A 26044-nucleotide genomic window follows, 5' to 3' on the forward strand; every position below is an offset into this window, starting at 1 on the left:
TCGTCGGTTCATAGGCACCCCGTACGTATATTCCCTGTCCTTCATTCATCGCCATCACTCGCCGGCCAACGCCGGTTCGAGGTCACCCTGTTCATCGAGTTCGGCGAGCACGTCGCTGCCGCCGATGAACTCGCCGTCGACGTAGGTCTGTGGCGTCGTCGTCCAGCCGCTGTGGGCTTCGAGCGCCGTCCGATACTCGTCGATGGATTCGAGCACGTCCACCGTTGTGAAGTCGTCGCGATACTGGGAAATCAGTCCGAGCGCGCGGTCGGAGTAGCCACACTGGGGCATCAGTTCGTTGCCCTTCATGAACAACACCACCTCGTTCTCGTCGATGGCTGCATCGACGCGTTCGGTGACATCTTCTTGGCTCAGCCCGTTTTCAGGTTGGAACGTCATACCGCTCATAGGGGACGTTCGGTCAAATGCGTTGTGCTGCCGGAGACTGAATGAGGGGCAGTCAGTCGTCGGCCGGTGCGGTGTCCGGCGCGTCGTCGATCTCGACGAGCGTCTCCACGTCGGGTATCTCGGCATCGCCGTCGGTGATGATCTCGATGCGGCGGGTGAGTTTACAATGAATTCGAAGGCGGTGAGGCGCTATTCGGCCGCCTCGGCCTCGGGTTCGTCACGCTCGCGCAGTGTCTTCTTGTCGGTCTTGCCGATGTCGGTGAGCGGAATGCTCTCGACGACCTCGACTTCGGAGGGTACGGCGTGCTTTGCGACACGACCGTCCAGATACTCGACGACCTCCTCCTCGGTGAGTTCGCCGTCGTAGTCGGGGTCCGGCTCGACGTAGACCTTCACGCGCTCGCTGCCCGGTCGCTCGGGGTCGGGAACCCCGACCGTCGCCGGGCGTTTGATGCCCGGATGGCCGAACAGTTCCTCGTCTACCTCCTCGGAGTAGACCTTCAGCCCGGAGACGTTGATCATGTTCTTCACCCGGTCGACGACGTAGAACCGGCCGCTCTCGTCGATCTTGGCGATGTCGCCAGTGCTCACGAACCCCTTGTCGTCGAAGGGCTGTTTGTCAGCGTCGAGATAGCCCTGCATGCGCTGCGGTCCGTTGAGGTACATCTCGCCCTCGCGCTCCTCTTCGATGGCCTCATCGAGCGGAATCGGTTCGCCGGAATCGACGTCGACGAGTTTGACCTCCGTGTCGGGCACCGGCACGCCAATCGTGGGCTGGTCGAACCCGCCGTCGTCGGTGCTACCGCCGGTCATCATATCGAGCAAGCCACGCGTGTTGAAATGCGTGATGGGCGACATCTCAGAGAGACCGTACCCCTGCGAGACGCCCGTACTTTTCTCCTCGAAGGCGTCTTTGGTCTCGCTTGCGAGCGGTGCCGACCCCGAGATGCCGATGATATCCTGGCCGAGTTCCTCGTCGACGATCTCCATGAACTGGGTTGGCACACCCATCATGATGACCGGGTCGTACTCGGTGATGAGGTCGCGCATCATCCCCGTATCGCGCGCGTCCGGGACGGTCAGCACGTCCAGCCCGAGCTCGATGAGCGAGTGCATCACCGAATACCCATAGGCGTGATAGAGCGGCAGCGCCATCAGTGCGGTCTCACCGCCCCGCATCAGTTGGGCCATCCGGCTCATGTTCGCCGTTCCTTGGAGCGCGTTCGCGGTGACGTTGCGATGGGTGAGCAGGCATCCCTTCGGCTGGCCGGTCGTTCCACCGGTAAAGAGCAGCGTGTGAACGTCCTCGGCGGGGTCGAAGTCGATGTCGGGAGGGTCGTCGTCGGCACGTTCGAGCACGTCGGGCAGCCACTCGGCGTCGGCGACGTCGTCGTGTTCGCTCGGCGGGTCCTCGGAGTAATCCTCGATGTCGGTGAGGATCAGGTGTTCGATGTCGAGGTCGTCGCGCAGCGAGCGCAGCAGGTCGCGGTGGTCGTCCTGTCCGATGAGCACCTCGGGAGCACCCTGTTCGAGGCGATAGCGCAGATCGTCGTCGGCATCGAGGAAGTCGTTCGGAATGTGGACGCCGCCGGTCCGCGAGATGGCGTAATCGGCGAGCACGAACTGGATGGAGGTCGGGAGGATGGTCGCCACCCGGTCGCCCTTGCCGACGCCGCGCTCTGTGAGCGCGCTCGCCAGCCTGTCGACTTGGGTAGCGAGGGCCGGATAGGTGACTTTCTCGCCGAGCTGGACCAGCCCCTGCTCGGGGTGGGCGTCAGCGCTTTCATAGAGGACCGAATGGGCCGGCTCGTCGGGGTACGGTTCGAGGGTTTCGGGGATGCCGAACTGTTCGTATTCGTCGAACCACGGCGCTGACTCGGGCATGGTTCGTCGTCTTCGCCCAGCGGCCTAAAGTCGTCTGCGGCTATACCCGGTCGTTCAAGTCGTCACTATCGGTCGGTTGTTGCCTCGTCTGCCAAGAGTGGAATCACATCGCTCGTGGTCACGCTTGCGGGTGCGACCGATTCGGTCGTCTCTGTTGCCGTCGGCATTGGTTCGGCGGTCGCCATTCTACCCCCGATAAGGAGGCCTGCCCATCCGTCAGACCTCCGCTGCCGCATGGTCGATCTCGAAGAGCTTCGAATCACATTTTTTACACGTGACCGCGACGACCTCGATGGAACGACAGCACGATTCGACGGTCTCCTCGCCGAGCGCGAGCGGTCCCGCGCACGTTGGGCAGGCATCGAGAAACAGTCGGAGACCCGCCAACAGCTGGCTGCGTTCGATGGGTGAACGCTGTTCCCATTCGGTATCCCGGTCGGCGAGTAGCGTCGCGGCGGCGGAATCGGCGAACAACGCGGCGCGCGAAGGCCACTGTCCGACGGGTCGGCCGTCGGCGCGTGCGACGAACCCCTCGCCACGCTCCTCGAACGAGAACCGACCGGTGTCGATGGCGAGCATCCCAGCGACCCGCGAACGAGAGGGTTGCTCGACCGCTTCCCGCTCCGTGACGATGTGCTCGTACAGCGCCGCCCGAAACGCCTCGTCCAGACAGAGGTCGTTGCGGTCTCGACACTCCACGAGTGCACCCGCACGGACTAGCACGGATTCGGGGTCGATTTCGGGACCTTCCTCGACCGGGGTGCCGGCCGTGACGCTCCCCTCGTCGAAGTGCTGGAGCAGCCAGTCGGGGAAATACCGCTTCGTGAGACGTGGCGTTCCCGGAACGAGATAGCCCCGTAGGTAGATCGTTCCGACCGAGACGACGAACACCAGGCCGCCGACCGGAAGGGAGAGTACCGCGACCAGCCCGCTCGCCGCTACGGCGATGACGAGATTGACGACCGTACACGGAACACACCGGTTCTCACCGGTGTAGGCTGGCTGTCGGAATCGAGCCAGCACGGCGGACGAGACTGAGATGGCTTTCGTGGTCACGGACTCACCCATCGCCATCAGTCCCTGTCGACTCGTTACTGATTGTCTCGTTCATTGGAACGGATGTCTCGGTCGCCGAACCTTCAGTTGGTGTTGCCGTCTCCGTGTCAGTCGATATCGGAGCCGGCGTTGCCGTCGGCGTCTCGGTCGTCGCGGCTCCGGCCGTGGTTTCGATAGATGCCGTCGGCGAGGTCGTGTTCGCCTCGTTTGCGCCGACGGTCTCGTTAGCCGTGGCTTCGAGCGATTGCGCTCCGATGTCCTCGTCTGAACCCGAGCTCTCGTCTTCGATTTCGGGAACGAACTCGCCGCTATCCTCGTTGTACTCGAACTTGACGACCACCGTTTCGCCGTTCGGACAGGGCTCTGATGGCGTCTGGTCGGCGGTCCCGGACGTACCGCTGCCGAAGTAGACCGTGTCGCCCGTTCCACCCGGGAAGTTCTCGACTGTCTGACTCCCCTTGAGGACGACCGTACTGAGTTCGACGGTGGACTCGTAGGTGATACCGAACGGTTCACCCTCATCGTCGCGCACGACGTTCGTTATTGTCACCGCGGACGCCGGAGCGTCGGTACCGTCCGCGACACAGAACGCGGCGAAGCTGATCGCGTGCTCCGGCGGCATCGGCGTCTCCGGTGTCGTCGTCCACGTTCCCGCCGCAACCGAGACCTGTTTCGTCTCCGTATCGCTCATCCTCGCCAGCGTGAACCCGCCACCGAAGCCGGCGATGAGGAGGATAGCGACCACTGCAACGACCGGTAACAGCCGTCGTCTCTCAGTCATCGGTCTCCTCCTTTGTTGTGGTATCGGCTTCGGTTGCTGTAGCTCGGCCACGACGGAACGCGCGTGCGAGATCCCATACCTCACTGAGGATGAGCAAGCCGAGCGGAACGCCGATGAACGCCGCGTAGCCGAGGTCGGTGGTCATGAACGCGATCAGATGGCCCAGATACGGAATCGAGAACAGCACCGTGCCGATGAGCGCCGACGCCGGGACCGGTTGCGGGTCCGGTGCGTCGTTCGCATCGCCCTTCGTCGTGAACACGGGCGCACCCTTCGATTCGCTCACCCCGATCACCCGGTGGGTGATGCGATTTACCTTTCCGTCCCTGATTACCTCCTTCTCACCCTCGCGGTACGTGATGACGTCCCCCTTCTCGATTGATTCCGGCGGAACCGTCTTCACGAAAACCACCGCACCGGCGTCGAAGGTCGGCTCCATACTCGATGACATGACCACGTAGCTGTTGTCTGCACCGACGACTTGCGGAACGGTGAAAGCAGCCACAGGAATCACGACTGCGAGTACCACGATGACACCGACCGCGAGCGCGATACGTCTATATGGGATGTCCCTCACGACCGTTTCCCTCCGAATTTCGTTTCGTATATCATTTTTCGCTTCATTCAAAAACCCGAGCGGTTCGGGTTCGGTTTTGACGGGTCGAAATCGGTCCCGAAAACCGATCTAGCTGCCGCTGCTTGGGTTCTGTTCGAGGGTGAGGTCGATGTCGAACTGGGTGGAGTCACCCATCGCATCGTTAGCGTTGGCGTTCTCGCCCTCCTCGCTGAGCTTGACGGTGAAGCACAGCTCACAGGTGTCGTTTTCGCCCATGTTCACCGGGACCTCGATATCATGTCCGAGAGCATCTTCGAGGGGTACGTACCCCACTTTCGCCCCATCCGAACTAGGCGTACAGGGATCGCTGGTACAACTGAGACTTCCCTTGATGCTCAGGTACTGGCTGAGTTCGCCCCTACCGGCACCTGGATCGCCACCGGTAGTATCGATACCCTCTTCGGGTTCTTCGAGACCGTTCTCGTAGTCCACCAGACCGTCTTCTGGAAGCCTAATACGCAGGTTGTTTCCCGTGACGTTGCCGGTGTTCTTGAGTGTCTCGCAGTCCTTGAACTTCCCGCCGTTTTTGAGCGGACCGCCTTCCACCTTGACGGTGTCGCCGTTGTACCATTGACCGTTGTGCTCGACCTGAAGGTCGAGAGTCCCGGCGCTCACCGTGACCTGTTTGTTCTCTTCGTCCGTGAATCGCGACCACGTGCCCGCGCCCACAGCACCCGCAGCTCCAATCGTTGCCATGCCGCCGAGTACCCGTCGTCGGGTCAGCGGTGATTTGTCGTCTGCCATTGTCTTGGGTCTCCTTTGTCGGTCTCCGTCATCGGGGACCGCCGCCGGGCGGCCCGGCGGTTGCGCGTCCCACGACCGCCGCGGGTCGAACGCGCTACCTGACGGCTGGACCCCCGTCCCCATTGTATCACGCCGCCTGAAAGCATCGAAGGCGTCGTTTGAGCGGTTCAAACGCGACCTGAAGCGGCGGTAATGACTGCCTGAACGGTTTCAAACACCGCCTGACAGCCGGACGTCTCGCACGCGGCACTCGCGCCGACTCTAGTCAGTTAGATAGTATCTTTATTCAGCTATGCTGCGGTCATCGAACCAGCATGAGTGATACCGCCGCGGCAATCGAAACCATCGAGTTCGTTGCCCGGTCTGCGTGTCGCGCCGAGATACTCGCCGCACTCGCATCGGATGGCTGTCTCTCGCGGGCGAACCTCAGGGACCGGTTCGACGTCTCGCGGACGACGGTCGGGCGCAACATCACCGCGCTCGAAGACCGGGAGCTGATTCGACGGACGAACGGCGGCTACGTGGCCACTCACACCGGCAAGGCGGTCGCCGCATCGTTCGGTGACCTCGTCGAGACCGTCGAAGTCGCCACGAAACTGGAATCGATTGTCCAGTGGCTTCCCGACGAGGGGTTCGACCCCGATATCGCATCGCTTGCCGATGTGGAGGTGACACTCGCCGGGGAGGGCGACCCCTACGCACCCGTCAATCGCCACGAGGAGTCACTCAGGACCATCGAGGAGGGTCGTGCGCTGCTGGCCGTGACCGGTCTCAGCCCCATGCGGACGCTCGCCGAACGCGTCGAAGAGGGGGCGACCTTCGAGGCAGTCGTCGAGCCGGACGTCGCGGAGACGTTCCGCTCGAACCCGAGCTACGCGGACTGCTACGAGACGCTGGTCGACACCGGACGGTTCGAACTGTCCGTCGCCGACGAGCCGATACCGTACTCCGTCGTCCTGTTCGATGATAGCGTCCAGGTCGGCCTGGAGGACGACGACGGGTTGCCACGCGCACTGCTCGAAAGCGATTCGGCGGCGCTGCGGGAGTGGGGAACCGCCGTCTACGAACGATACGAACGCGACGCCGAACGGCTCGTCTGAAGCCGGAGCTAGCATCCGGCCCGCCGTCAGCTCTCATGGTTACGTACCGCTCAGCGACGCGCTCGTGGAGAACGGGCGGCGCACGGCGTGCGAGGGGTGCACGGCCGACGCAGCGCGCAACGAGTTCGCCACGTGAAGGGCGTGCGGCGAGTACGCTGACATGCCAATCGGTTCATTCACCGCTATGAGCCTTCAATCCCCCGCCCGCCCGGAGACTGGGCCGGTTGCTATCGAACAGTCTTCCCAAGAGGTATCGAAGGACGACGTGTTCGACGTTCTCAGCAACCACCGCCGCCGGTATGTCCTCCATTCGCTCAAACAGGGTGAGCAAGCGGCGAGCATCGGCGACCTCGCCGAACAGGTCGCGGCGTGGGAAAACGGCGTCTCGCGGGCCGACCTCAGTGCGGCCGAGCGCAAGCGCGTCTACACCGCCCTCCAGCAGTTCCACCTGCCGAAGATGGATTCGACGGGAATCGTCGCATTCGACGACGCACGCGGCACCGTCTCGCTCACCGCCGCGGCCGAAAGTCTCGACGTCTACCTCGACGTCGTCGGCGAGGACGACATCCCGTGGAGTCGGTACTACCTCGGCCTGTCGGCAATGGCGCTGGCGGGCGTCACGGGCGTCTGGCTCACTTCCTTCGAGCTGGTGCCCGAACTGACGTGGGCCGCGCTCGTCGCCGGTATCGTCTTTCTCTCGGCGCTCGTTCACACCTACTACGACCGGCGGATGCACCTCGGGGCGGCCGACACGCCACCGGACGCACCGGAACGCCGCTGATGCACCGCTTGCGCGCGGCACTGCCGGTCGATGTCCGGTGGAACTCCGATAACATGAACCGCACCCGCCCCGACGATGCCGACCGGAACGCTGAATCGGCCACGAAGCGCCACCCAGTTACGCTCATCCCCGGTATCCACGAACACGCCCCGCGCCACAACGCGCTCGTCGCGCTCGTCTATCTCCTCCTTGGCGTCCTTTTCGTCGGCCTGTTCGGGCGTCTGGTCGCGCTCGTTCCGCTCCCGGTTTCGTTCGTCATCGCCGTCGAACCGCCCTGCGTTCAGTCGTCCGCCGGCACTGACTGATTACTGTCAGCCTCGATGCTCGGCGGGTACTTCCCGCGGTCGATCTTCAGGTCCGAGAGCGGCCGCGCCATACAGGTCAGCGCGTACGCCTCAGCTTCGCGTTCGGAGAGCCCACGGGCGGCCGGCTGTGTGACCTCGCCCTCGATGATTTCGGCCGAGCAGGCCAGGCACATCCCGACCCGGCAGGAGTACTCCTGTGCGATACCCTCCTCCAGACAGCGCGAGAGGATGGTCTCCTTGTCCGAGACGGTGATGGTCTCGCCGGTCGAAACGAACTCCACGGTGTAATCGGTCATACTGCCACTCCAGCCGGCTCCGACAAAACCCTTTACCAACCCCGCGAGCCGCCGCGGCGCGTTGGGAAGAGTTTTCCACCCACCACTCGACCATCCCCCAATGCAAACACACGAACCCGACGTCACCATCGTCGGCGCGGGGACCGCCGGCTGCTACGCCGCCGCGACGCTCGGGCGAGCGGGCTACGAGGTGGTCATCGTCGAGCGCAAAACGGCCGACGAGGCGGGCCACATCGCCTGCGGCGACGCGCTCAAGGGGGCCGACGCCTTCCCCGAGGCGATTCCGAAATCCCATATCGAACCCTCGTTCACCAACACCGATGTCGATCACGGGCGGTTCGAAATCCCCCAAGAAGACGCCGTCCTCGACATCCCAGTACCAGGCGAACTCGCCGTCATCGACCGGCTCGAATACGGCAAGCTCGTCATCGAGGGTGCCGAGCAGGCCGGCACCGACATCCACTACGATACCGTCGTCAACGATGTCGAGCAGAGCGACGGGCGTGTGACGGGGCTGACGGGCAAGCGACAGGGTGAACCCGTCGAATATCTGAGTGAGATAGTCATCGACGCCGCCGGTGCGCTCTCGGTGCTGCAGGACAAGGCCGACCTCGCCGAGGCGACCTTCGACACCAACGTGAACTACTCACAGTTCTCCTCGGCCTACCGCGAGGTCGTCGAGGTCGACGAGCCTGTGGAGTGGCAGGACGCCCTCGTGCTCAAACCCACCCAGCGTGCGGCGGGCTATCTCTGGTATTTCCCGCGCACGCCGACGGAAATCAACGTCGGTCTCGGCTTTCAGATGAGCGAGGAGCCGATGGAACTCGTCCAGGCGCTGCGGCGGGACCTGCGCGAGCGCCCGGAGTTCAAAAATGCGACCGTCAAAGACAAACTCGGCGCGGCGCTGCCGACGCGCCGACCGTACGACTCGGGCGTCGCACCGGGCTTCATGGCCATCGGCGACGCCGCCGCCCACGTGAATCCGACCACTGGCGGGGGAATTGCGGGTGCGGCCTACGCGGGAAAATACGCCGGCGAGGCGGCCATCGACGCCATCGACGAGGGCGACGTGAGCGAGGACGCGCTCTGGGAGTACAACGAGCGGGTGATGGACCACTTCGGCGGGCGCTACGCGGCGCTCGATGTCTACAACGTCTTCGTCGGTGCCACGGGCTTGAACAACCTCACCGGCTTGCTGGCCGCCCTGCCCGCGGCGAAACTCTCCGATGCGCTCTACTCGGGGAGTGCGACCATCGGTCTTCCGCTCAAAATCCGAACCGCCATCAAGAGCTTCGGCCACTGGAAGACGGTGTTCGACCTCTACGAGACCAAACGGGAAGCCGACCGCCTGCTCAACCACTACGAGGACTATCCCGACAGTCCCGACGGGTTCGAATCCTGGCAGGCCCAGCGTGACGGGCTGATGGACGTCATCTACGCGACGACCGGCGCGAGCGCGAAATACTAATCGAGTCGTTTGGCTGCATCGCGTTCGAGCAGCGGCGTCGCGTTCACATCGGGGAGCGTTACCACGTCCTCGCTTGCGAGCTGGTAGGTCCGCTCGTCGGCCCCGAGAATCTCGCCGACATCGCGCGTGATGCGGACGGTCGTTCGCTCCGTTTCTCGCCGTGAATCTCCGTCATCATCCGCATTACTCGCGTCGGCCGCATCCGGCGGAGCCTGCGGCGGTGCGTCCGTCGGCTCACCCGTGGACTCGGGCGTCTCGCCGCCCATCACGTCGGCAGCGCTGACGCCGCCCTCAGCCTCCGGTGGGGATTCGCGCCCGCTTGTCCCGTCCGCACCCTCGGGTTCGACGGATTCGGGTGCGGTCGGCGGTTCCGTCGCTGCCGTCGAGGGCGCATCGCCACCACCGTGTGCCACCCCGTGGTCTGCCGTGTCGGCCGCCGTGGCAGCCGGTTCGGTGGTGGCCGCTGGCTCATCGGTTTCGACAGGTTCGTCGGTCGCGTGGCCACCACCGACGAGAACGTCATCGAGGACGTGCGCGCGATTCGATTCGATGGCGTCGACGAGCGTACCGAACAGTTCGCGCTCCTCGCTCGTGAGACCGTCTTTGTCCGCCGGCATGCCGGCGGCAGCGAGGCTGGCGAGTTTGACGAGTTTGCCGACGCGGCGCTCGTAGATGGCTTCGACGGTGTCCTCGGCCGTCTCGATGTCGTCGGTCAGCCGGCGGACCTCGGGCGCATCGAAGGGGTCGTCGGCGGCCTCGGCCGCGCGCTCGCGCTCGGTTCTGAGTTCGGCGACGAACGCGCCCACATCAGTATAGAACTCCTCGCGCAGATGCTGGAGGCTGTCCTTCTGGCGCTCCTTGCTCCGGGTCGACTGGAGGTCTCCGAGGTTCATTCTTCGCCCTTCTCGGCGGTGCCTCGTGCCATGAGGAACACGCCGACGTATTCCGGGACGTGAGATGTCCCCGCCGTCACCGTAAAACTATCGCCAGCGAGTTCCACGGTCGTTTCGTCGTCGCACTCGACGGTGATCTCCTGCCCGCGAAAGGTTCCCGGAATCGCATCGACGAGCGGGTCGAACCCCTCGATTTCGTCGCGTGCGAGCCGCTCGACACACAACCCGCTGCCGCCGTGGAGGCTGCCCGGCAGGCGAATCAATCTGTTTGTATCGGTAGTTACAGGTTCGTCGATGGGTGCGTTGTCCGCCGCGACCACCTCGGGAAGCAGTCGCTGGGCGAGTGCATGGAAGGCCGGATGAACGTCGATGTTGCCCGCCTCGATTTCGCCGTAGTTGGTGCGTGCAGCGCGCAGCGCGGCCGTGGCCTTGCCTTCGCCGATACCGTCGAACCCCCGGAGCCGGGCGAGCGCCGCATCTTCGTCCATGTCGAGTAGCTCGTCGATGAAACCGAGGAGGTGGCGGTGGGCGCGCCGGCTCCAGCCGCCGGTCGTGTCGAGCGTGCGCTTTCGTGCCGGACTGGCCCGGCCGGCCGTACCGCCGACCGCTTCATGAGAGATGAGCGCGTCGACATCGAGACCGATCCCCCGGACGTAGTCGACGATCTCCCGGCGGGCATCGCTTTCGAGCGACTGGACGCCCTCATCGCGGACGTGGACATGGTAGCCGCGCCCGCCCGAGAAGACGACCGTGAGGTCCCGAAAGCCGAAGTCGTTCTCCAGGAAGTCGAGCAGGCGCAGTAGTGCGGCCTTGCACTTTTCGAGCATCTCCTTGTACGAATCCTCGCCGAGTTCGACAGTTGGAAGGTGGTCGGCGTCGAGGTCGAAGACCAGATCCGAGCCGCGCCAGCCCTTCTCGGCCATCGACCCCGCGCCGGGGTCGTCGTAGCGCCCCGCCGAGAAGTAGACGTGGCGGGGGCGCTCGCGCGCGAGGAAGTCCGAGAGGTCGCCCAAATCGAGCGTCGAGTTGTGGCGCACCATCGTGGTTCCCGGTCCCGAAGTCCACGGGATATGCCCCCACTCGCGCGCGTCAGCATCGGGCGGTAGCGTCGGCTCCGTCCGGCGGTAGTGGTCGCGAAAGCGCCCCCGGAGATACGCGCGCGTACGCTCTTCCATCGAGCAACCCCTTCGGGGAAGTCATGCAAAACGTTGCCGCCTCGCCGACGAGAGTAGCCAAACGGTGCTCGATGACGAGGTACTATTCAGCCGTCTTGATTATCATTTAGCATCGAAAAATTTAATATGTTTACTTTTCCATCGTGAATAAGCAATGAGGGACGGAACAAACAGCATGGGAGGGGAGGGGTCGTGGCGGCTCTCGCGGCGGCGACTGTTACAACTGACGGCGCTCGGGGTAGCCGGCGCTGCGGGCGCATCGTCGGCAGCGGCTGCTCGACCATCACACGTGCTGACCATCGAGGGAACGGGTTCGCGGGCGACCTACGAGTTCGCCGTCACCGGAAAACTGGAAAAGAGCACGGCAAACGGCGCGAACATCAACGGCAACGACGAGATATCCGGGTCGAGCGCTTCGGGGGTGGTCGGCATCTCCGCCGACAGCTATCGATTCTCCGGCGACCTCACCGGCTTCGAACTGGACGGTGAGGCGAACGTCTCCATCGATGGCGAACCGCTCGACCCGAGCCAGTATCTCGACCACGTCCTGACCATCGAGGGAACGGGCATGCGGGCGACCTACGAGTTCGCCGTCACCGGAAAACTCGAAAAGAGCACGGCAAACGGCGCGAACGTCAACGGCAACGACGAGATAGCCGGGTCGAGTGCTTCGGGTGTGGTCGGCATCTCCGCCGACAGCTACGCGTTTTCCGGAGCGCTTGCGGACATCGAGGTGGACGGTGCGGCGAACGTCTCCATCGACGGCGAGCAGTTCGATCCGACCTCGAAGAGCGTCCTCACTATCGAAGGGACGGGCATGCGGGCGACCTACGAGTTCGCCGTCACCGGAAAACTCGAAAAGAGCACGGCAAACGGCGCGAACGTCAACACCGGCGACGAGATAGCCGGGTCGAGTGCTTCGGGTGTGGTCGGCATCTCCGCCGACAGCTACAGCTTTTTCGGGACGCTGACCGATATCGAGGTGGATGGGGAGGCCAACGTCTCCCTCAATGGCGAGCGACTCGATACGACGCCCACCTTTGACCACACACTGACCATCGCCAGCAACGGCGGGCGCTTTTCCTATCGGTTCGCGGTCAGCGGCGACCTCGCAAAGAGCGACGCGAACGGGGCAACCATCGACGACAACGACGACGTCTCCGGACGAATGGCGACGGGACAGGGCGGTGGTGGCGGGCGGGACAGCTACTCGTTCGCCGGCGAGTTGCTCGACCTCGACCTCGACGGCGACGCGACGGTCACGCTCGATGGCGAGGAGATCGATGCCGACCCGTCGCCGGTGCTCGGCATCCACAACGGTCTCAGCGACGCGAACTTCGCGACCATCGAGCGCATGGAGGGGTGGCAGGGAGCGCCCTATCCGGTGCAGGTCCTCTTCGTGCCGTGGAACCCCGATACGGGCCACATGGACTGGCTGTTCGAGCGTGTGCTTCCGAAGATTCACGACGCGGGCCGGGTCCCGCTCATCACGTGGGAGCCGTTCACGCCGAACAGGCGCACCAAATCGGTCGATACCCGCGCGCTCGTCGAGCGGGGCCAATATGCCAGCTATCGCCAGCAACTCGCCGGCACGACACCCGACGACATCGAGGTGCGCATCGCCAACGGCGAGTACGACGGGTATATCGACCGCTGGGCCGAGCGCCTGCGCGAGTTCCTCGCCGGCCCGGACGGTCAATCGGGGACGGGCGACGACCGCCGGGCGTACGTCCGCCTCGCCCACGAGATGAACAGCGACTGGTACCCGTGGAGTCCGACAGTAGGGAACTCCGCGCCGGCGAGTTACACGGACATGTGGCGGCACGTCCGTGGTCGGTTCGAGGATATGGGTATCGGCGAGGAGACCGTCCAGTGGATGTGGTGTGTCAACGCCACCGACGTCGGCTCGTACACCGCCGAGGAGCTGTATCCGGGCGATGACGCCGTCGACTGGCTCGGCATCGACGGCTATCAGTGGGGTGAGAGCAGGGCATGGTCGGACTGGCGTTCGCCCGAGGCGGTGTTCGGTGGGATGCTCGGACGGATGCGCACGCTCGCGGACAAACCGGTCTGTATCGCCGAGACGGCGAGTTCCTCGGCGACGTATTCGAGCTACGACCCCGAGCGGAAAGGTGGGTGGATTCGGGACGCTTTCGAATACTTCGACCGCGAGAACGTCGAGATGTGGTGTTGGTTCAACGAGGACAAGGAGACCGATTGGGCGATGTTCGGCGGGACCCGTGGTACCGAAACCGTCAGCATCGACGGCGAGGGTGTCAACGCCTACGCGGCCTACCGGGAGGCGGTTGATACACACGCTGCGTCGACGAACGACCCGATGACGACGGCGACGTTCACCGGCGAACGATAGAAGTTTGGGTGGTGGCTCGGTATCGGGCCTCGTCACACGGGGCTCGGCGGGGGTAACGGTTCGTCATCGCCACCACCGGACGTCAGCGGGTCGGCGGGCAAAAGCGCTTGCACACCGTCGAACGAGGCGTCAGTCGTAGCGGAGCCACACCAGTAGCCGTCCGTTCTCGCGTACCCGTACCGAGACGTTCCGCGGAACGGTATTGAATGACTGCAATCGGCCGACGGCGACGCGGTTGTCGTGGCCTTGTAACCGTAGCCACGACCGCACCGAGTGGGGTTGGAGCATGGTCACTTTTCGCGCCTGCCCGAGACGGTGTGGGTGGTAATCGAGCTTGGTCGGTATCCCGGCGATGGCGACGGGCGTCTCAGGACCGACCTCGCTCACCGAGCGGTCGATCTCGTCGAGCGCCGTCCGAGTGACGTCGCTCGTCTCGCCCCAGCCCGAATCGGTATAGAGGAGCGGCGACGCCGCGAGCGAGGGAATCAGGAGGACGACCACGGCGACGACGGCCAGCGCGTCGGTGTTTCGTTCCGAGAGCGTCGTCCAGTCTGCGGGGAGCGCGCCGTCGAGATACGTCGCGGCGAGCGCGAGCAGCGGGATGGCGAAGAAGTACGCGTCTCGAAAGGCGAACTGTCGGGCGACGAAGAACAGCGGGAGCGGCGAGAGCAGCCAGAGGACGAAAAAGCCCGTCGAGCGGCGGGTACCGAGCGAGCGCGCCGAGGTGACTGCTCCCACCAGCGCGCTCGTCGCGGCGACGGCGAAGACGATACCGGCAGTGTACCAGCCGGCGTGCTCGACGGTCCCGATTGACGAGAGCGGCGAGGTGTTTGGGAACCGAACGATGACGACGAGCGCGCCGAACCCGACGACGGCGAGGGCAATCGGGATGACGTGACGTGGGGTGATGTCGTCGGGCGAACGCTCGCGGGCGAAACCCACGAGCAGTACCAGCGGAACGGCGGCCACGACGGCGACCGCAAGCGGTGTCGAGACATCTCGGACAACGGCGAGGACGTCGGCCTGATAGACGAGCGAGAGCACGTACTGGACCGGAAAGAGCAGCGTTCGGGACAGCGGCGGCTCATGGGTGTAGCCACCGATACCGCCGAGTACCGCGACACGCACCACCAGATACGCCCCCGCGACGGCCGCCAGCGGAGCCACCGCGACGATGGCCCGGCGATACGTCGAGACTCGGCGAAGCGAGGGACCGTCGAGCACCACCCAGAGGAAGGCCAGCGGGCCGACGACGGCAGCGGTCTCCTTCGATAGCAGCGCGAGCGCGTAGGCCACGGCCGCCCCCGAACGCAGTCGTCGGCCGTCCCGACGAACGCTCTCGACGAACAGCCAGAGCGCGAGCAGGCCGAAAAGCGCCATCAGGACGTCCTGTCGCCGTGAAATCGCCGGCACCACGTCCGTTCCGAGCGGATGGATGGCGAACAGCACGCCAGTGACTGCGCCGATACGCAGCGAGTCGGTCAGCGAGCGGACGGTGAGAACGACGAGTACGCCGACCAGCCCGTGCAGCAGGAGGTTCGTGAGGTGATAGCCGGCGGGGTCGAGTCCCCAGAGCGCGTACTCGGCGGCGTAGACGAGGTTGACGACGGGTCGATAGAACTGGCCCGCTTCGACGTAGGAGGTGCCGGCGAGCAGCGGTTCGGTCAGGATGGTTCGCAGGTCGGCGAGCGAGGCGATGCGGCTCGTCTCGACGAGTGCAATCGAATCGTAGGAGGTGAACCAGTAGCCGAGCGATTCGGCGTGGGCCAGGACGCCGAGCGCGAACGAAAGCGCCACCGCGAGGACGAGTTTGCGCGACCCCTCCATCTCAGTCCACCACCGTCGCGCTCGACCGTGCGTCGGTCGCTTGCGCTTGCTGTGTGGCGTTCCCAGTGCGCTCGACCCAGACGGCGGTCAACCGCTCGCGTCGCTCGATACGAATGTCGAGTTCGGGAACCGCGGCCACACTCGCCGACCGGACGAGTCGTACCTGTGGGTTCGACAACCCGTTGAGCGCGAGCCACGCCTCGACCGAGTACGGCCGCAGCGGCGTCACCGACTGTGCATGCGAAGCCGACCGCTGGCTACTGTCGAGCCCGCTCGGGAAGCTCACGATATATATCGGTTCGTTCCCCGACACCCCGTCGAGTGCGTCACTGACTCCCGACAGTGACCGTTCGTTGAGGTCGCCCGCCGATTGCCAATCGCTACCGGCGTACAGCAGCGGCGATGCACCGACGACGGGAACCAAGAGCAGCCCAATGACGGCGACACAGGCGACGTCGCTGGCGCTCGGGGTGAAACCCCGCTCGCTCGTAAGCATGCCCCGGAGGGCAGTGAGCAGCCGTCGCAGCGAGGGCGTCACCACCAGCGCGAGCGCGGCCATCGCGGACGCGGCCGCGAGATAGCCGTTGCGCATCCCGAAGCCGAAGGTCAGCGGCTTGCTGGTGACGAATCCTCGGCTCATGAGCAGGCCACACGGCACGAACGCCCAGCAGGCGAAAAACGCCAGCTGCCGGCGCTGTTCCCCGTCGAACGAGAGGCGGCCCGCGAACAGTACGGTGGCGAGACCGGCGAGACAGGCTCCGACGAACAGTACGCCGATGAGATAGCTCCCGAGGGTATCTCCGACCGGAGGCAGGACCACCGACCCGAGCGACTCGCCGGCGAGGACGAGCGGTATCGCCGCGAACCCGACGACGCTCGCGACCGGCGAGAGCACTCGCAGCCGCCGAAATCGCCCGCGATGGAAGTACCCCCGCCGCAGCAACGTCATCACCACGACGCCACCGACCAGCAGCACGCCGGCGACGCCGACGACCATCGAGGGCGCACCCGCGGCACGTATCGTTGGCAGCTCCGGGACGGTGTTTTGCGGGTAGACGAGCCAGAGGAGGTACTTCACGCCGAAGAGGAGTCTGTCGGAGAGCGCCACGTTCGTCGGCACGCGATACCCGCCGAACCCGCCGAGCACGGCGATGCGGACCGCGAGATAGCCCAGTGTAACGGTGGCGAACGGGCCAACGCTCCCGAACAGCGTTTCGAGGAGTCGCCGCGGTCGGTCGCTCTCACGATGGAGGAGCGTCCAGACGACTACCAGCACCGGAACGACGACGGCCGTCTCCTTCGCGCCGAGGGCGAGCGCGTAGGCGAGGAGCGCGCCCCCGAGCGAGCGATGACTCCCAAAGCGCCACGGGAACCGCTCGGCCGGGGCCGTTGCCCGATACCAGCGGACGAACAGGACGAGCGAGACCAGGACGAGTATCGTCAGCAGGGTGTCCTGTCGCCGTGCGGTCACGGGGACGATTTCGGTCGTCACGGGATGAATCCCAAAGAGGATGCCCGCGAGCGCACCGACCGCTCGCCGGCGCGTGATTCGTACTGTGCAGACGGCGACGAGCGCCGCCGCGACGGCGTGCAGCAGCAGGTTCGTGAGATGGTAGCCGGCGGGGTTCAGCCCCCAGAGCGCGTAGTCGATGGCGTAGGTGAGACTGGCAACCGGGCGGTAGAACTGCGCGGTGGTCGTGAAATCCGAGCCGGCCATCAGCGGCTGGGCGAACAACGAAACGAATCCAGTGGGGTCGGCGACGCGGCTCGTTGCGATGAGTGGGAGCGTGTCGCTGGCGACGAACCAGTAACCGAGCGTCTCGGCGTGGGCGACGAGCGCGAGCAACACGACCGGCAGGAGCCACCGCCCCCGGTCGGACCACGAACGCATTCGTCGGAGTGACTCGGTCGGCGCGCATAAATGAGTCGAACTCGTCCACACGATGACTCCCGCTCCCGAAGGCATATCGCCGACAACCGACTCGCGTCCGTGAGCCGACCGAAGAGGGAGAACCCACTCGACCAGCATTCTTATCCCCACGATGGGCGATTGGCCGAGCGCGCATGCGAGTTAGGCGCGTTCTCGACGCGGTGCAGGCGGCGGGAAAGCGGCGGCTACGCGTGCTGCTCGGCCGGCGGGTGGCCGTCTGGCTGACCGTCGTGGTGGCGCTACTGTCGATGCTCACCGGCGTCGCCGTGCTCGGCTCGCCCGGAACGTTCGGCCCGCTGACTGGCCTCATCGCCAGCGGCGTCCGGCGGACTGCCGGGTTCACGGCCGTTCTCACCGGCTTTCTCCTCCTCATCAGCGCGCTCGAACTGCGTACCGGGCGGCGCGCGGCGTGGTACGCCACTGTGCTCTTGCTCTCGGCGACGGTGTTCCAGGCAATCGTCCAGTCGAGCGTCGTCTCCGTTCCGGTCGCCGCCCTCTCGGTGGCGGCGCTCGTCGTGCTGGCACTCACTCGTGGCCGCTTCGACAGGGAACTCGCCCTCTCGACGACGCAGGTCGCGGCGTTCATCGCCGTCAGCGGCGCACTGCTGTATGGCACCGTTGGAGCCTACACGCTCCGGGAGGGCTTCCGCGGCGTCGGGTCGCTCACCGACGCCTTCTATTACACGATCATCACCGCGAGCACCGTCGGCTACGGCGACGCGACGCCCGTGACCGGGCAGGCACGGCTGTTCACCGTCTCGCTCATCGTCGTCGGCACGGCGAGTTTCGGGCTCGCAATCGGTGCATTGGTGGCCCCGGCCATCGAGGACCGGCTCACGCGCGCGCTCGGAACCATGACCGACACACAGCTCGCCGAACGCGACGACCATGTGCTCGTGCTCGGCTACGGCGGCCTGACCGAATCGGTGCTCGACGAACTCGATATGGATGACCTCGTGCTCGTCGTGCCGGAAGCCGACGAGTCGAAACTGCCGCCGGCCGCCGAACGCGAACTGCCCGTCTTCGTCGCCGACCCCACCGACGGCGCGGCGCTCGCCCGCGCCGGCATCGACCGCGCCCGGGCGGTCATCGTCGCCAGCGATAGCGACGCGACCGACGCGCTCTCGGTACTCACCGTCCGTGAACGGAACCCTTCGATTACTGTGGTGGCCGCCGCCACCGAGGCCGAGAACGGTCCGAAGCTCGAACGCGCCGGCGCGAACACCGTCGTCAGTCCCGCCGCCATCGGCGGCCGCCGGCTCGTCGAATCGGCGCTCGCCGAGGAGTGAGGCCAGCAGTGCCGAACGGCAATCGCTATAGGCGAAGCAACGGTAGTCGCTCGTATGACCGAACACGTTCTCGTTCCCATCGACGGTTCGCCGCGCTCGGAGCGCGCGCTGGAGCACGCACTCGGCCTCCCCGATGTGACACTCACCGCCATCACCGTCATCAACCCCTTCGACACCGACCCGAACACGATTGGCTTACAGTCGCCGACCGGGATTCCCGGACTGCCCGGCTACTCCGAGGAGTGGTACGAGGGCGCGCGGGCGGAGGTCGAGGAACTCCACGCGGCCGCGAGCGAGCAGGCTGCCGAGGAGGACATCGCGCTGACGAGCGAAATCGAGGTCGGCGACCCCGCACGGCGCATTATCGACTATATCGGGGACAACGACGTCGACCACGTGGTCATCGGCAGCCACGACCGCACCGACCTCGCGCGCATCCTGCTCGGCAGCGTCGCCGAGCGGGTCGTGCGGCGCTCGCCGGTGCCGGTGACGGTCGTCCGTTGAGGGAACTGGTTAGAGGTCGAACGCTTCGGCGAGCAGTTCGTGCGAGCGGAGCACGTCGTCGGGGTCGGCGAGCTGGCTCTGGACCATGACCCGCTCGACGCCGGCTTGGGCGGTCATCTCTTCCAATAGCTCCCGTGCGGTTTCGGGGCTGCCCGAAATCTGTCGCGGCCACTCGCCCGGTTCGAGCGGGCGTTCGGTCGGCTCGGGCACGCCGCCGAGCTCCTCGATGGCCTCCTCGGTCGAGCGAATGGGCGGTGCGTCGGTGCGGCCGCGCTGGAGTCGCTTGCGCGAGGCTTCGGTCGTCGCGCGCAGCCGTGCGGCTTCCGCGTCGGTTTCGGCGCAGGTGACGTTCGCCGCGAGCATTCCCTCCGGACTGTCGGGTCCGGCACCGAACTCCGAGGGCTGGAACCGTTCGCGGTAGGTCTCGAACGCCTCGACGGCGGGTCCGGGCCTGATGAACGACGCGAAACAGTAGGACAATCCAAGCTCGCCGGCGATGGCCGCACTCGACGGACTCGACCCAAGTACCCACACCTCGGGGACGTCCTCGCGCGAGCGGGCGACATCCAACTCGCTGAACTGGTGGTCGTCGGGGAACCCATCATACAGGTGGGCGGCGGTCTCGTTGATCTTCTCGGCGTGGTCGTCGCTGCGCCGGCGCTGGCTGCGGTCGGGTTGGAGGGCGTAATCACTTACTGGATTACCGGTCGCCCGCCCGAGACCACAGTCGATGCGCCCGGGTGCGAGCGCGTCGAGCACGCCGAAGGTTTCTGCCACCTTGTACGGGCTGTAGTGGTTGAGGAGGACTGTGCCGGAGCCGACGCGAATGCTCGACGTTTTGGCCGCGAGGTGGGCGATGAGTACCTCCGGCGTGGTGCTCGCCAGCCGGTCGGTGAAGTCGTGGTGTTCGGCCACCCAGAAGCGCGAGTAGCCGAGTTCTTCGGCGTGCTGAGCGCGCTCGACGGTGTTCTCGAACGCCTCGGTCGCCGTGCCACCTTCGGGTACCGGTGCCAGATCGACTATCGATAGCTCCACACCAGAGGTCGAATCGGCGGACGAATAAGCCGCCCTATCGTCCGAGCGTCACCGACGGCCGTCGAGAATCGTATCGGTCAGTCGCGGGCTCGACGATTCCTCGTACTCGGCGGCCGCTGTCGTGTGGTCGGCGTCCTTGGGGCGGTTGCGTGAATTTCGCGGGGCGGCGCGCGAGCGGCCTGCGTCGACGAGGCTGCCGATGATACCGCCGAGGGCGCTGTTCGCCCCGAGGACGACGGCGACGACGAGCACGAACAGCATCGTCCCGAGACCGGCGAGGAGGCTTCCGAGCTGACCCAGAATGCCGACCTCGATGCTCGCGACCGAGACGGCGATACCGACGGGAATCGCCAGCAGGAAACCGCCGAGCGAGCCGGCGAGCAGTCCGTGCCACAGCCCGCTACCGACGGTGCCACCGGCCCGGTAGCCGGCGACGAACCCGCCGACGAGACCGGCGACGAACTGTCCGACTCCCGGAACGATGAGGCCGACGATGCCCAGTACGAACTCGACGGCTAGTCCGATTCCGACCGCGCGCCAGTTCGTCATGGTCGAACTGAGTGCTGTCCGAACTAAACGGTCACGGGCGGCCGGTGAAAACGGTTGAGGAAGGCTTGGCGGTCGTCAGCGTGTGCTCAGAGGAAGTCGCTGACGTTGATACTCTGGCCGCTGCTGGCGCTCGCGCCGCCCGACTCGCCCGCATCAGGGGTGAGTTCCTCGTAGGGCTGGACGATGACGAAGCCGTCCTGTCCGGCGAATTCGAGCTGGAAGCTCTCGCCGGACGACCGACCGAGGAAGCTCTTGATGTTCAGGTCGCGTTTCGCATTCGGCGAGACGTTCGCGCTCCACGCCACGGTGGCGTTCGGGTCGGTCCGGACCGGCGTCGGGAGCACCAGCGGCTCGCCGTGGGTGGTGATGGCGACGTGGCCCGGTCCCTTCAGATGGACGTTGAACAGCCCGCCCGAAGCGGAGCCGGCGATGGAACTCATCATCTTGATGTCCGAGTCCACCGACTCCTCGAAGGCGAGCACGTCGTTGCCATTGACGCTCACCTCGTCGTCGGCATCGAGTTCGAGAATCTGGACCTCCTTGCCGGCGTCGGCGAGATAGAGGTGGCCGCTGCCCGAGGCACGCATCATCACGGCTCCCTCGCCGGTCACGCGCTTTTTCAACATTCCCTTCAGCCCGCCAGAGGACTTGCGCTCGAAGGAGACGTCGCCGGTGTAGCCGATCATCGAGCCGGCTTTGGCCATGATTGCCCCATCGAGGGCAATGTCGAGCATCTTCGAGCTTTCGCGTTCGAACGTCTTCGCGCTCTCTTCGGGTCCGTGTGACCGGACGAATTCGTCGAAATCCATTGTGTTCTCCGAGCCACCGGAGTGACTCGTCCTGAGAGAGACCGCTTCGGGGGTTATAGCCACCGCATGAAACCGTCTCACAGTGTGGGACGGTTCCGCGACGTGCGACGAACGCACGCGATGGCTATAACCGGTATAGACGTCTCTCTATGGACGTTGGCGGGAACTGCCGCCGGCGTTCGTGCGGACGAACGGAAACGAAACCACAGGAGACCACAGATGGCAAGCAGCACACAAGACGTTGGTATCGAACGGGAATCGCCGGCCACCGAAGGCAGCTCCGGACTCGACAGCACCACCGCGGGGGCGCTGTCGTATCTGTTCGGGTTCGTCTCGGGGTTGCTCTTCTATCTCATCGAGCGCGAGGACCGCTTCGTCCGCTGGCACGCCGCCCAGAGCATGGCGTTCACTGGGCTGCTCGCCGTCGCTTACATCGCGCTGACGTTCCTCGGAACGGTCGTCTCGATGGCGACGTTCAGCGGGAGTTCCGGGATGTTCCTCGCGGGCAGCCTCTTCGGGCTGATCCTCGGGCTGGTCTGGCTCGTCGTCGCCGTCGGCAGCTTCGCCGCGTGGGTGTACATGATGGTCAAAGCCTACCAGGGCGAGACCATCAGGCTGCCCATCGCCGCGAAGGTCGCCGACCGACTGGCCTGACGCCCACACTCTTCGCCCAACGCAGACACGAACATTCCGCCACGGCGTGAGCAGCCACGGACGACCGTGAACGCGCCGGACCACCCAGACAGTGAACGATGACACACGCCGCAGCCGAGCCGACATTGGAACCCTACACCGACGAGGAACACGGCTACCGCCTCGTCTCCCCCGCCCACTGGTCGGTCGACGCCGACGCCGACGGCGGCGCGACGTTCGACGCCCCGGACAGCGACGTCGGCGCGGTCGTGTTCGTCGACCGGGATGGACGAACCGCGGCGGCCGCCGCCACGGCCTTCCTCGACGAACTCGATGCCGACGCGTACGTCACCGGACTCGACGTGTGTCTCGACGAGAACAGACGACTGACGAGCGGCGAGCGGGGACGGCTGCTCGAATGTACCTACCGCGACGATGCCGGCGAGCGCTGGCGGCTGTGCTATCTGTTCGTGACCACCGACGACACCGGCTACACCTTCGGTATCGACTGGCACGACGGCGTCGCCTTCGCCCCGACCGCGGCCGTGATGGTCGACTCGTTCGCCGTGACGGCGTAGTCCCCGTGTCGTCGTTCGAGGGCAGCGCCCACGCTGGGAGAGCACTACCGATGCTCGCTGGGATGAACAGTAGTGACCGAAGTCGGCCATCGAGGGTCGAAAGCGGCCGTCGGACCACACCTCTCTTCGAGTAAGGTTTTCACGCGCTCGGCCGTCGATGCGGTATGCGAGCGTACAAGGCGAAATCCGTCGAGCGAATCGAACTCCCCGACCGGGAGGCGCGCGAGCGCCACCTCCGCGAGGCGGGCCACAACGTGTTCAATCTCGACGCCGATGCGGTGTTCGTCGACCTGCTGACCGACAGCGGAACGGGTGCGATGAGCGACGAACAGTGGGCGGCGCTGCATCGTGGCGACGAGTCCTACGCCGGCAGCGAGAGTTTCCAGAACCTCGAAGCCGCGGTCGAAGACGTGATGGGATTTTCGCGCATCGTCCCTGCCCATCAGGGTCGCGGCGCGGAGAACGTCCTCTACGGTGCGCTCGTCTCCGAGGGCGAGTACGTCCCGAACAACACCCACTTCGACACGACGCGGGCACACATCGTGAACGCCGGCGGCGAGCCGGTCGATTGCCCGGTCGAGAGCGACCCCGACGACCCCTTCCAGGGAAACCTCGATACCGATGCAGTCCGCGAACTGGCGAGCGAGGTCGGTGCCGAGCGGATTCCGGCCGTCGTCGTCACGATCACGAACAACTCCCTCGCTGGCCAGCCCGTCAGCATCGAAAACCTCTGGGAGGCCCGGACGGTTGCAAACGACCTCGACGCGCGGCTCGTGGTCGATGCCTGTCGGTTCGCCGAGAACGCCTACTTCGTTGCCCAGCGTGAGGACGAATTCGAGGGTGAAAGCGTCGCCAGCGTCGCCCGCGAGCAGCTCTCGATGGCCGACGCCGTGGTGATGAGCGGGAAGAAGGACGGTCTCACCAACGTCGGCGGGTTCGTCGGCGTGCGCGAGGGTGACGACGACCTCTACGAGCAGGCTCGCCAGCGCGGCATCCTGTTCGAGGGATTCTCGACCTACGGCGGGATGGCCGGCCGCGACCTCGAAGCGATGGCGGTCGGATTGGGCGAGGCGGTCGAGGAACCGTACATCGAATCACGGGTCGAGCAGGTCGCCGAACTCGGCACGCTCCTCGAAGAGGTCGGCGTCCCGATTCGCACGCCGACCGGCGGCCACGCGGTCTACGTCGATGCCGGCGCGTTCCTCCCCGAAATTCCGCGCGAGGCGTTCCCGGGACAGGCGCTCGTCTGTGCGCTCTACCGCGAGGGCGGCGTGCGCGCCGTCGAACTCGGCGAACTCGCCTTCCCTGGCGAGGAGCGGCCCCAGCTCGTCCGGCTCTGTCTCCCCCGACGAACGTACTTCCGTGACCACCTCGAACACGTCGCTGAGACGTTCGCGGCGGTCGCCGAACGACGCGAGGAGCTGCCGGGCTACGAGGTCGTCGACGAGCCAGCGATGGAGGAACTGCGCCATTTCAGCGCCGAGCTTCGACCGCTCGCCTGAGTCCGAACTGACCCCGCTCACGAGCCACGGAGCAGGTGTGTCACGCCGACGGTCTCGGCGACGACCCACGCGACGAACAGGCCGTAGCCGACGAGCAGCGCGTACGACTCGGGGGTGCTGAGCGAGAGCTCGGTTCGCAGAACGGTAAACAACAGGACCGTGGCGAGCGTGAGCACGCCGAGCATCGGCACGGCGACCGCGAAATCGACCGTGACGCTGCCGACGATGAGGACGCCGATTGGAATCGCCATGAGCGAATCGAAACAGTGCGAACGCTCAGTCGTCCGCTCGGGCTGCGTGCGAGTAGACGAACTCCCGGAGGAGTTTGCCGCCGAGCGCGGCGGCCTGTCCGTCGTCGCGGTCGTTGACCTCGACCACGTCGAAGCCCGTAGTTGCGGGGGCGACCGCCCGGACGACCCGCCGCAGTTCGCGCGGTGTCAGCCCGACCGGCTCCATCGTGCCCGTGCCCGGTGCGAAGGCGGGGTCGGCGGCGTCGATATCGACGCTCAGATAGACTGTGCCATCGAAGTCGGGTTCCCAGTCCGGGACCGCTTCGGGCTGAACCACCGTCACGTCGTCGCGGTCGGCGCGCTTCCATTCGTCCTCGCTACCGGTTCGTGCGCCGAGAATCACCGCCCTATCAACAGTGTCGAGGGCGCGCCGGGTAACGGTGGCGTGGCTCAGTTCGTTGCCCGCATACGCCTCGCGGAGGTCGAGGTGGGCGTCGAGACACACATAGATATCGGGGTCGGTCGCGCGTACGCCCGCCGCGCTGACGGTGTGTTCGCCGCCGACGAGCAGCGGGACGCTTCCCTCGTCGTGGATGTCCGTGACCATCCCCCGGAGAAAGTCGAGGTACTCGGTGGCGTCATCCCAGCCGTCGAGGTCGCCGGCGTCGTGGACGCCCAGTTCGGTGAATCGTTGGTCGGTGCGACGGTCGTAGTCGTCGAAGGTGTGGGCGTGGTGGCGCACCTCTCGGGGGCCGAAGCGCGTGCCGGGCTGGAACGTCGTCGAGATATCGAGTGGCGCACCCAGAAGAACGTAATCGCTCGTCTCGCGCGGTTCGTTCGTGCCGGGAAAGCCCATTCAGACGATCTTTCGCTGTTCGTCCATCTCCAGATACTCGATCTCGTCGTCCGGCGAGAGGTCCGTGTCGCCGGGCGTCTTGATGGTGAAGGTCTCGTAGGTGTCGAGTGCCATCACCTGCGCGACGTCGTCGCTCTCGACGCTGACGACTTGGCCCTGTTTGCGCTGGATGATGGGGACCCACACCTTCGCGTCCACGGGTTGGGTGAAGTTGCGCTTGTTCTCGTCGAAGACGCCCTTGCCCTCGACGCGTGCCTTCGCGCTGCCGTGTTTGCCCGGTTTTGCCGTGCTGTAGGCGGTGATTTTGCAGGGTGCGTCGTCGATCATCACATAACTCCCCTCGTCGAGGTCGCGGACTTGTGTCTGCTGTCTGGCCATATGCGTGATTGCTGACGTGGCGGTATAAACGGTTTGGAAGTCCCGG

At 65.5% G+C, this 26044-nt stretch carries 26 protein-coding genes and 1 pseudogene; 10 read left to right on the forward strand and 17 right to left on the reverse strand.

Translation table 11 applies throughout. The features are described from left to right. Positions 1 to 54 precede the first annotated feature (54 nt). The 6 genes from ACQUQO_RS01090 to ACQUQO_RS01115 all read right to left on the reverse strand — a co-directional run bounded on the left by ACQUQO_RS01090 (position 55) and on the right by ACQUQO_RS01115 (position 5489). On the reverse strand, positions 55 to 399 hold the full coding sequence (locus tag ACQUQO_RS01090) for a glutaredoxin family protein (protein WP_435076086.1): 345 nt from the start codon (positions 397 to 399) through the stop codon (positions 55 to 57). Positions 400 to 597: 198 nt separating this feature from the next. Then, entirely contained in the window at positions 598 to 2292 is a 1695-nt protein-coding gene (locus ACQUQO_RS01095) for an AMP-binding protein (protein WP_435076087.1), read from the reverse strand. 216 nt (positions 2293 to 2508) lie between these two features. After that, positions 2509 to 3360, reverse strand: coding sequence for a hypothetical protein (locus ACQUQO_RS01100; protein WP_435076088.1), 852 nt, complete (start codon positions 3358 to 3360; stop codon positions 2509 to 2511). After that, entirely contained in the window at positions 3353 to 4129 is a 777-nt protein-coding gene (locus ACQUQO_RS01105; protein WP_435076089.1) for a hypothetical protein, read from the reverse strand. The genes ACQUQO_RS01100 and ACQUQO_RS01105 overlap by 8 nt, the downstream gene beginning before the upstream one ends. Beyond that, positions 4122 to 4706 (reverse strand): signal peptidase I, encoded by a 585-nt coding sequence (locus tag ACQUQO_RS01110; protein ID WP_435076090.1) that lies wholly within the window; start codon positions 4704 to 4706, stop codon positions 4122 to 4124. Before ACQUQO_RS01110 ends, ACQUQO_RS01105 begins: the two co-directional genes overlap by 8 nt. Positions 4707 to 4814: 108 nt before the next feature. Further along, positions 4815 to 5489 (reverse strand): SipW-dependent-type signal peptide-containing protein, encoded by a 675-nt coding sequence (locus ACQUQO_RS01115; protein WP_435076091.1) that lies wholly within the window; start codon positions 5487 to 5489, stop codon positions 4815 to 4817. Positions 5490 to 5803: 314 nt separating this feature from the next. On the opposite strand from ACQUQO_RS01115, the gene ACQUQO_RS01120 reads away from it, so the two are divergent. From ACQUQO_RS01120 to ACQUQO_RS01130, 3 genes are all read left to right on the forward strand, one after another. Beyond that, the gene (locus ACQUQO_RS01120) at positions 5804 to 6589 is read left to right on the forward strand and encodes a helix-turn-helix transcriptional regulator (RefSeq protein ID WP_435076092.1); all 786 of its coding nucleotides are present in this window, start codon (positions 5804 to 5806) and stop codon (positions 6587 to 6589) included. A 184-nt stretch (positions 6590 to 6773) separates the two neighbouring features. Beyond that, positions 6774 to 7370: a DUF7344 domain-containing protein gene (locus ACQUQO_RS01125; RefSeq protein ID WP_435076093.1), complete on the forward strand. Its 597-nt coding sequence runs from the start codon at positions 6774 to 6776 to the stop codon at positions 7368 to 7370. Next, complete coding sequence (locus ACQUQO_RS01130; RefSeq protein WP_435076094.1) at positions 7370 to 7675, forward strand: hypothetical protein; 306 nt, start codon at positions 7370 to 7372, stop codon at positions 7673 to 7675. The genes ACQUQO_RS01125 and ACQUQO_RS01130 overlap by 1 nt, the downstream gene beginning before the upstream one ends. Here the strand turns inward: ACQUQO_RS01130 and ACQUQO_RS01135 are convergent. Beyond that, positions 7651 to 7971 (reverse strand): 2Fe-2S iron-sulfur cluster-binding protein, encoded by a 321-nt coding sequence (locus tag ACQUQO_RS01135; RefSeq protein WP_435076095.1) that lies wholly within the window; start codon positions 7969 to 7971, stop codon positions 7651 to 7653. The genes ACQUQO_RS01130 and ACQUQO_RS01135 overlap by 25 nt on opposite strands. 100 nt (positions 7972 to 8071) lie before the next feature. Between ACQUQO_RS01135 and ACQUQO_RS01140 the strand changes: the two genes are divergently transcribed. Further along, positions 8072 to 9439, forward strand: a complete 1368-nt coding sequence (locus tag ACQUQO_RS01140; protein WP_435076096.1) for a geranylgeranyl reductase family protein — start codon at positions 8072 to 8074, stop codon at positions 9437 to 9439. On the opposite strand, the gene ACQUQO_RS01145 is transcribed toward ACQUQO_RS01140, so the two are convergent. Further along, on the reverse strand, positions 9436 to 10332 hold the full coding sequence (locus ACQUQO_RS01145; RefSeq protein ID WP_435076097.1) for a DNA replication complex subunit Gins51: 897 nt from the start codon (positions 10330 to 10332) through the stop codon (positions 9436 to 9438). The two genes, ACQUQO_RS01140 and ACQUQO_RS01145, sit on opposite strands and share 4 nt — an antisense overlap. Beyond that, on the reverse strand, positions 10329 to 11507 hold the full coding sequence (gene priS / locus ACQUQO_RS01150; RefSeq protein ID WP_435076098.1) for a DNA primase small subunit PriS: 1179 nt from the start codon (positions 11505 to 11507) through the stop codon (positions 10329 to 10331). The genes ACQUQO_RS01145 and priS overlap by 4 nt, the downstream gene beginning before the upstream one ends. 154 nt (positions 11508 to 11661) lie before the next feature. Between priS and ACQUQO_RS01155 the strand changes: the two genes are divergently transcribed. Further along, positions 11662 to 13878 carry a glycosyl hydrolase gene (locus tag ACQUQO_RS01155; protein ID WP_435076099.1) on the forward strand — a complete coding sequence of 739 codons (2217 nt, stop codon included), beginning with the start codon at positions 11662 to 11664 and terminating at the stop codon, positions 13876 to 13878. Between the two features lie 129 nt (positions 13879 to 14007). Here ACQUQO_RS01155 and ACQUQO_RS01160 read toward each other — a convergent pair whose 3' ends face one another. Beyond that, complete coding sequence (locus ACQUQO_RS01160) at positions 14008 to 15705, reverse strand: glycosyltransferase family 39 protein (protein ID WP_435076100.1); 1698 nt, start codon at positions 15703 to 15705, stop codon at positions 14008 to 14010. Position 15706: 1 nt separating this feature from the next. Continuing rightward, on the reverse strand, positions 15707 to 17596 hold the full coding sequence (locus ACQUQO_RS01165; protein WP_435076101.1) for a phospholipid carrier-dependent glycosyltransferase: 1890 nt from the start codon (positions 17594 to 17596) through the stop codon (positions 15707 to 15709). Positions 17597 to 17769: 173 nt separating this feature from the next. Here ACQUQO_RS01165 and ACQUQO_RS01170 point away from each other — a divergent pair, with 173 nt between their 5' ends. Beyond that, positions 17770 to 18924: an NAD-binding protein gene (locus tag ACQUQO_RS01170; RefSeq protein ID WP_435076102.1), complete on the forward strand. Its 1155-nt coding sequence runs from the start codon at positions 17770 to 17772 to the stop codon at positions 18922 to 18924. A 54-nt stretch (positions 18925 to 18978) separates the two neighbouring features. Continuing rightward, complete coding sequence (locus ACQUQO_RS01175) at positions 18979 to 19428, forward strand: universal stress protein (protein ID WP_435076103.1); 450 nt, start codon at positions 18979 to 18981, stop codon at positions 19426 to 19428. A gap of 9 nt (positions 19429 to 19437) precedes the next feature. Here the strand turns inward: ACQUQO_RS01175 and ACQUQO_RS01180 are convergent, their stop codons facing one another. The 3 genes from ACQUQO_RS01180 to ACQUQO_RS01190 form a co-directional block, all read right to left on the reverse strand. Then, on the reverse strand, positions 19438 to 20463 hold the full coding sequence (locus tag ACQUQO_RS01180) for an LLM class flavin-dependent oxidoreductase (RefSeq protein WP_435076104.1): 1026 nt from the start codon (positions 20461 to 20463) through the stop codon (positions 19438 to 19440). 48 nt (positions 20464 to 20511) lie between these two features. After that, the gene (locus tag ACQUQO_RS01185) at positions 20512 to 21012 is read right to left on the reverse strand and encodes a DUF5518 domain-containing protein (protein ID WP_435076105.1); all 501 of its coding nucleotides are present in this window, start codon (positions 21010 to 21012) and stop codon (positions 20512 to 20514) included. Positions 21013 to 21098: 86 nt separating this feature from the next. Next, entirely contained in the window at positions 21099 to 21821 is a 723-nt protein-coding gene (locus ACQUQO_RS01190; protein ID WP_435076106.1) for an AIM24 family protein, read from the reverse strand. 219 nt (positions 21822 to 22040) lie between these two features. Here ACQUQO_RS01190 and ACQUQO_RS01195 point away from each other — a divergent pair, with 219 nt between their 5' ends. The 3 genes from ACQUQO_RS01195 (at position 22041) to ACQUQO_RS01205 (ending at position 24534) form a co-directional block, all read left to right on the forward strand. Then, a complete protein-coding gene (locus tag ACQUQO_RS01195) occupies positions 22041 to 22475 on the forward strand; it encodes a DUF4870 domain-containing protein (protein WP_435076107.1) in 435 nt (144 codons plus the stop codon). A 98-nt stretch (positions 22476 to 22573) separates the two neighbouring features. Beyond that, positions 22574 to 23032 (forward strand): hypothetical protein, encoded by a 459-nt coding sequence (locus ACQUQO_RS01200; protein WP_435076108.1) that lies wholly within the window; start codon positions 22574 to 22576, stop codon positions 23030 to 23032. A gap of 164 nt (positions 23033 to 23196) precedes the next feature. Then, the gene (locus tag ACQUQO_RS01205) at positions 23197 to 24534 is read left to right on the forward strand and encodes a tryptophanase (RefSeq protein WP_435076109.1); all 1338 of its coding nucleotides are present in this window, start codon (positions 23197 to 23199) and stop codon (positions 24532 to 24534) included. Between the two features lie 17 nt (positions 24535 to 24551). On the opposite strand, the pseudogene ACQUQO_RS01210 reads toward ACQUQO_RS01205, so the two are convergent. The 3 genes and pseudogenes from ACQUQO_RS01210 to ACQUQO_RS01220 all read right to left on the reverse strand — a co-directional run. After that, positions 24552 to 24872 (reverse strand): annotated as a pseudogene (locus ACQUQO_RS01210) (sodium:calcium antiporter); the annotation flags it as partial. Next, positions 24811 to 25620: an arginase family protein gene (locus tag ACQUQO_RS01215; RefSeq protein ID WP_435076110.1), complete on the reverse strand. Its 810-nt coding sequence runs from the start codon at positions 25618 to 25620 to the stop codon at positions 24811 to 24813. The pseudogene ACQUQO_RS01210 and the gene ACQUQO_RS01215, both read right to left, overlap by 62 nt. Further along, entirely contained in the window at positions 25621 to 25998 is a 378-nt protein-coding gene (locus ACQUQO_RS01220; protein ID WP_435076111.1) for a translation initiation factor IF-5A, read from the reverse strand. It lies immediately after the preceding gene. Positions 25999 to 26044 lie beyond the last annotated feature (46 nt).

The sequence above is a fragment of the Halococcus sp. AFM35 genome, from assembly GCF_051195015.1.
Lineage (GTDB): Archaea > Halobacteriota > Halobacteria > Halobacteriales > Halococcaceae > Halococcus.

What these genes read in the sequence shown, in the direction of transcription:
- priS (WP_435076098.1), bottom strand. Translation starts at nt 11,507, where the DNA reads ATGGAAGAGCGTACGCGCGCGTATCTCCGGGGGCGCTTTCGCGACCAC.
- ACQUQO_RS01090 (WP_435076086.1), bottom strand. Translation starts at nt 399, where the DNA reads ATGACGTTCCAACCTGAAAACGGGCTGAGCCAAGAAGATGTCACCGAA.
- ACQUQO_RS01095 (WP_435076087.1), bottom strand. Translation starts at nt 2,292, where the DNA reads ATGCCCGAGTCAGCGCCGTGGTTCGACGAATACGAACAGTTCGGCATC.
- ACQUQO_RS01140 (WP_435076096.1), top strand. Translation starts at nt 8,072, where the DNA reads ATGCAAACACACGAACCCGACGTCACCATCGTCGGCGCGGGGACCGCC.
- ACQUQO_RS01195 (WP_435076107.1), top strand. Translation starts at nt 22,041, where the DNA reads ATGGCAAGCAGCACACAAGACGTTGGTATCGAACGGGAATCGCCGGCC.
- ACQUQO_RS01100 (WP_435076088.1), bottom strand. Translation starts at nt 3,360, where the DNA reads ATGGGTGAGTCCGTGACCACGAAAGCCATCTCAGTCTCGTCCGCCGTG.
- ACQUQO_RS01190 (WP_435076106.1), bottom strand. Translation starts at nt 21,821, where the DNA reads ATGGATTTCGACGAATTCGTCCGGTCACACGGACCCGAAGAGAGCGCG.
- ACQUQO_RS01205 (WP_435076109.1), top strand. Translation starts at nt 23,197, where the DNA reads ATGCGAGCGTACAAGGCGAAATCCGTCGAGCGAATCGAACTCCCCGAC.
- ACQUQO_RS01170 (WP_435076102.1), top strand. Translation starts at nt 17,770, where the DNA reads ATGCGAGTTAGGCGCGTTCTCGACGCGGTGCAGGCGGCGGGAAAGCGG.
- ACQUQO_RS01220 (WP_435076111.1), bottom strand. Translation starts at nt 25,998, where the DNA reads ATGGCCAGACAGCAGACACAAGTCCGCGACCTCGACGAGGGGAGTTAT.
- ACQUQO_RS01175 (WP_435076103.1), top strand. Translation starts at nt 18,979, where the DNA reads ATGACCGAACACGTTCTCGTTCCCATCGACGGTTCGCCGCGCTCGGAG.
- ACQUQO_RS01215 (WP_435076110.1), bottom strand. Translation starts at nt 25,620, where the DNA reads ATGGGCTTTCCCGGCACGAACGAACCGCGCGAGACGAGCGATTACGTT.
- ACQUQO_RS01105 (WP_435076089.1), bottom strand. Translation starts at nt 4,129, where the DNA reads ATGACTGAGAGACGACGGCTGTTACCGGTCGTTGCAGTGGTCGCTATC.
- ACQUQO_RS01125 (WP_435076093.1), top strand. Translation starts at nt 6,774, where the DNA reads ATGAGCCTTCAATCCCCCGCCCGCCCGGAGACTGGGCCGGTTGCTATC.
- ACQUQO_RS01115 (WP_435076091.1), bottom strand. Translation starts at nt 5,489, where the DNA reads ATGGCAGACGACAAATCACCGCTGACCCGACGACGGGTACTCGGCGGC.
- ACQUQO_RS01155 (WP_435076099.1), top strand. Translation starts at nt 11,662, where the DNA reads ATGAGGGACGGAACAAACAGCATGGGAGGGGAGGGGTCGTGGCGGCTC.
- ACQUQO_RS01120 (WP_435076092.1), top strand. Translation starts at nt 5,804, where the DNA reads ATGAGTGATACCGCCGCGGCAATCGAAACCATCGAGTTCGTTGCCCGG.
- ACQUQO_RS01165 (WP_435076101.1), bottom strand. Translation starts at nt 17,596, where the DNA reads ATGCGTTCGTGGTCCGACCGGGGGCGGTGGCTCCTGCCGGTCGTGTTG.
- ACQUQO_RS01160 (WP_435076100.1), bottom strand. Translation starts at nt 15,705, where the DNA reads ATGGAGGGGTCGCGCAAACTCGTCCTCGCGGTGGCGCTTTCGTTCGCG.
- ACQUQO_RS01135 (WP_435076095.1), bottom strand. Translation starts at nt 7,971, where the DNA reads ATGACCGATTACACCGTGGAGTTCGTTTCGACCGGCGAGACCATCACC.
- ACQUQO_RS01200 (WP_435076108.1), top strand. Translation starts at nt 22,574, where the DNA reads ATGACACACGCCGCAGCCGAGCCGACATTGGAACCCTACACCGACGAG.
- ACQUQO_RS01145 (WP_435076097.1), bottom strand. Translation starts at nt 10,332, where the DNA reads ATGAACCTCGGAGACCTCCAGTCGACCCGGAGCAAGGAGCGCCAGAAG.
- ACQUQO_RS01185 (WP_435076105.1), bottom strand. Translation starts at nt 21,012, where the DNA reads ATGACGAACTGGCGCGCGGTCGGAATCGGACTAGCCGTCGAGTTCGTA.
- ACQUQO_RS01130 (WP_435076094.1), top strand. Translation starts at nt 7,370, where the DNA reads ATGCACCGCTTGCGCGCGGCACTGCCGGTCGATGTCCGGTGGAACTCC.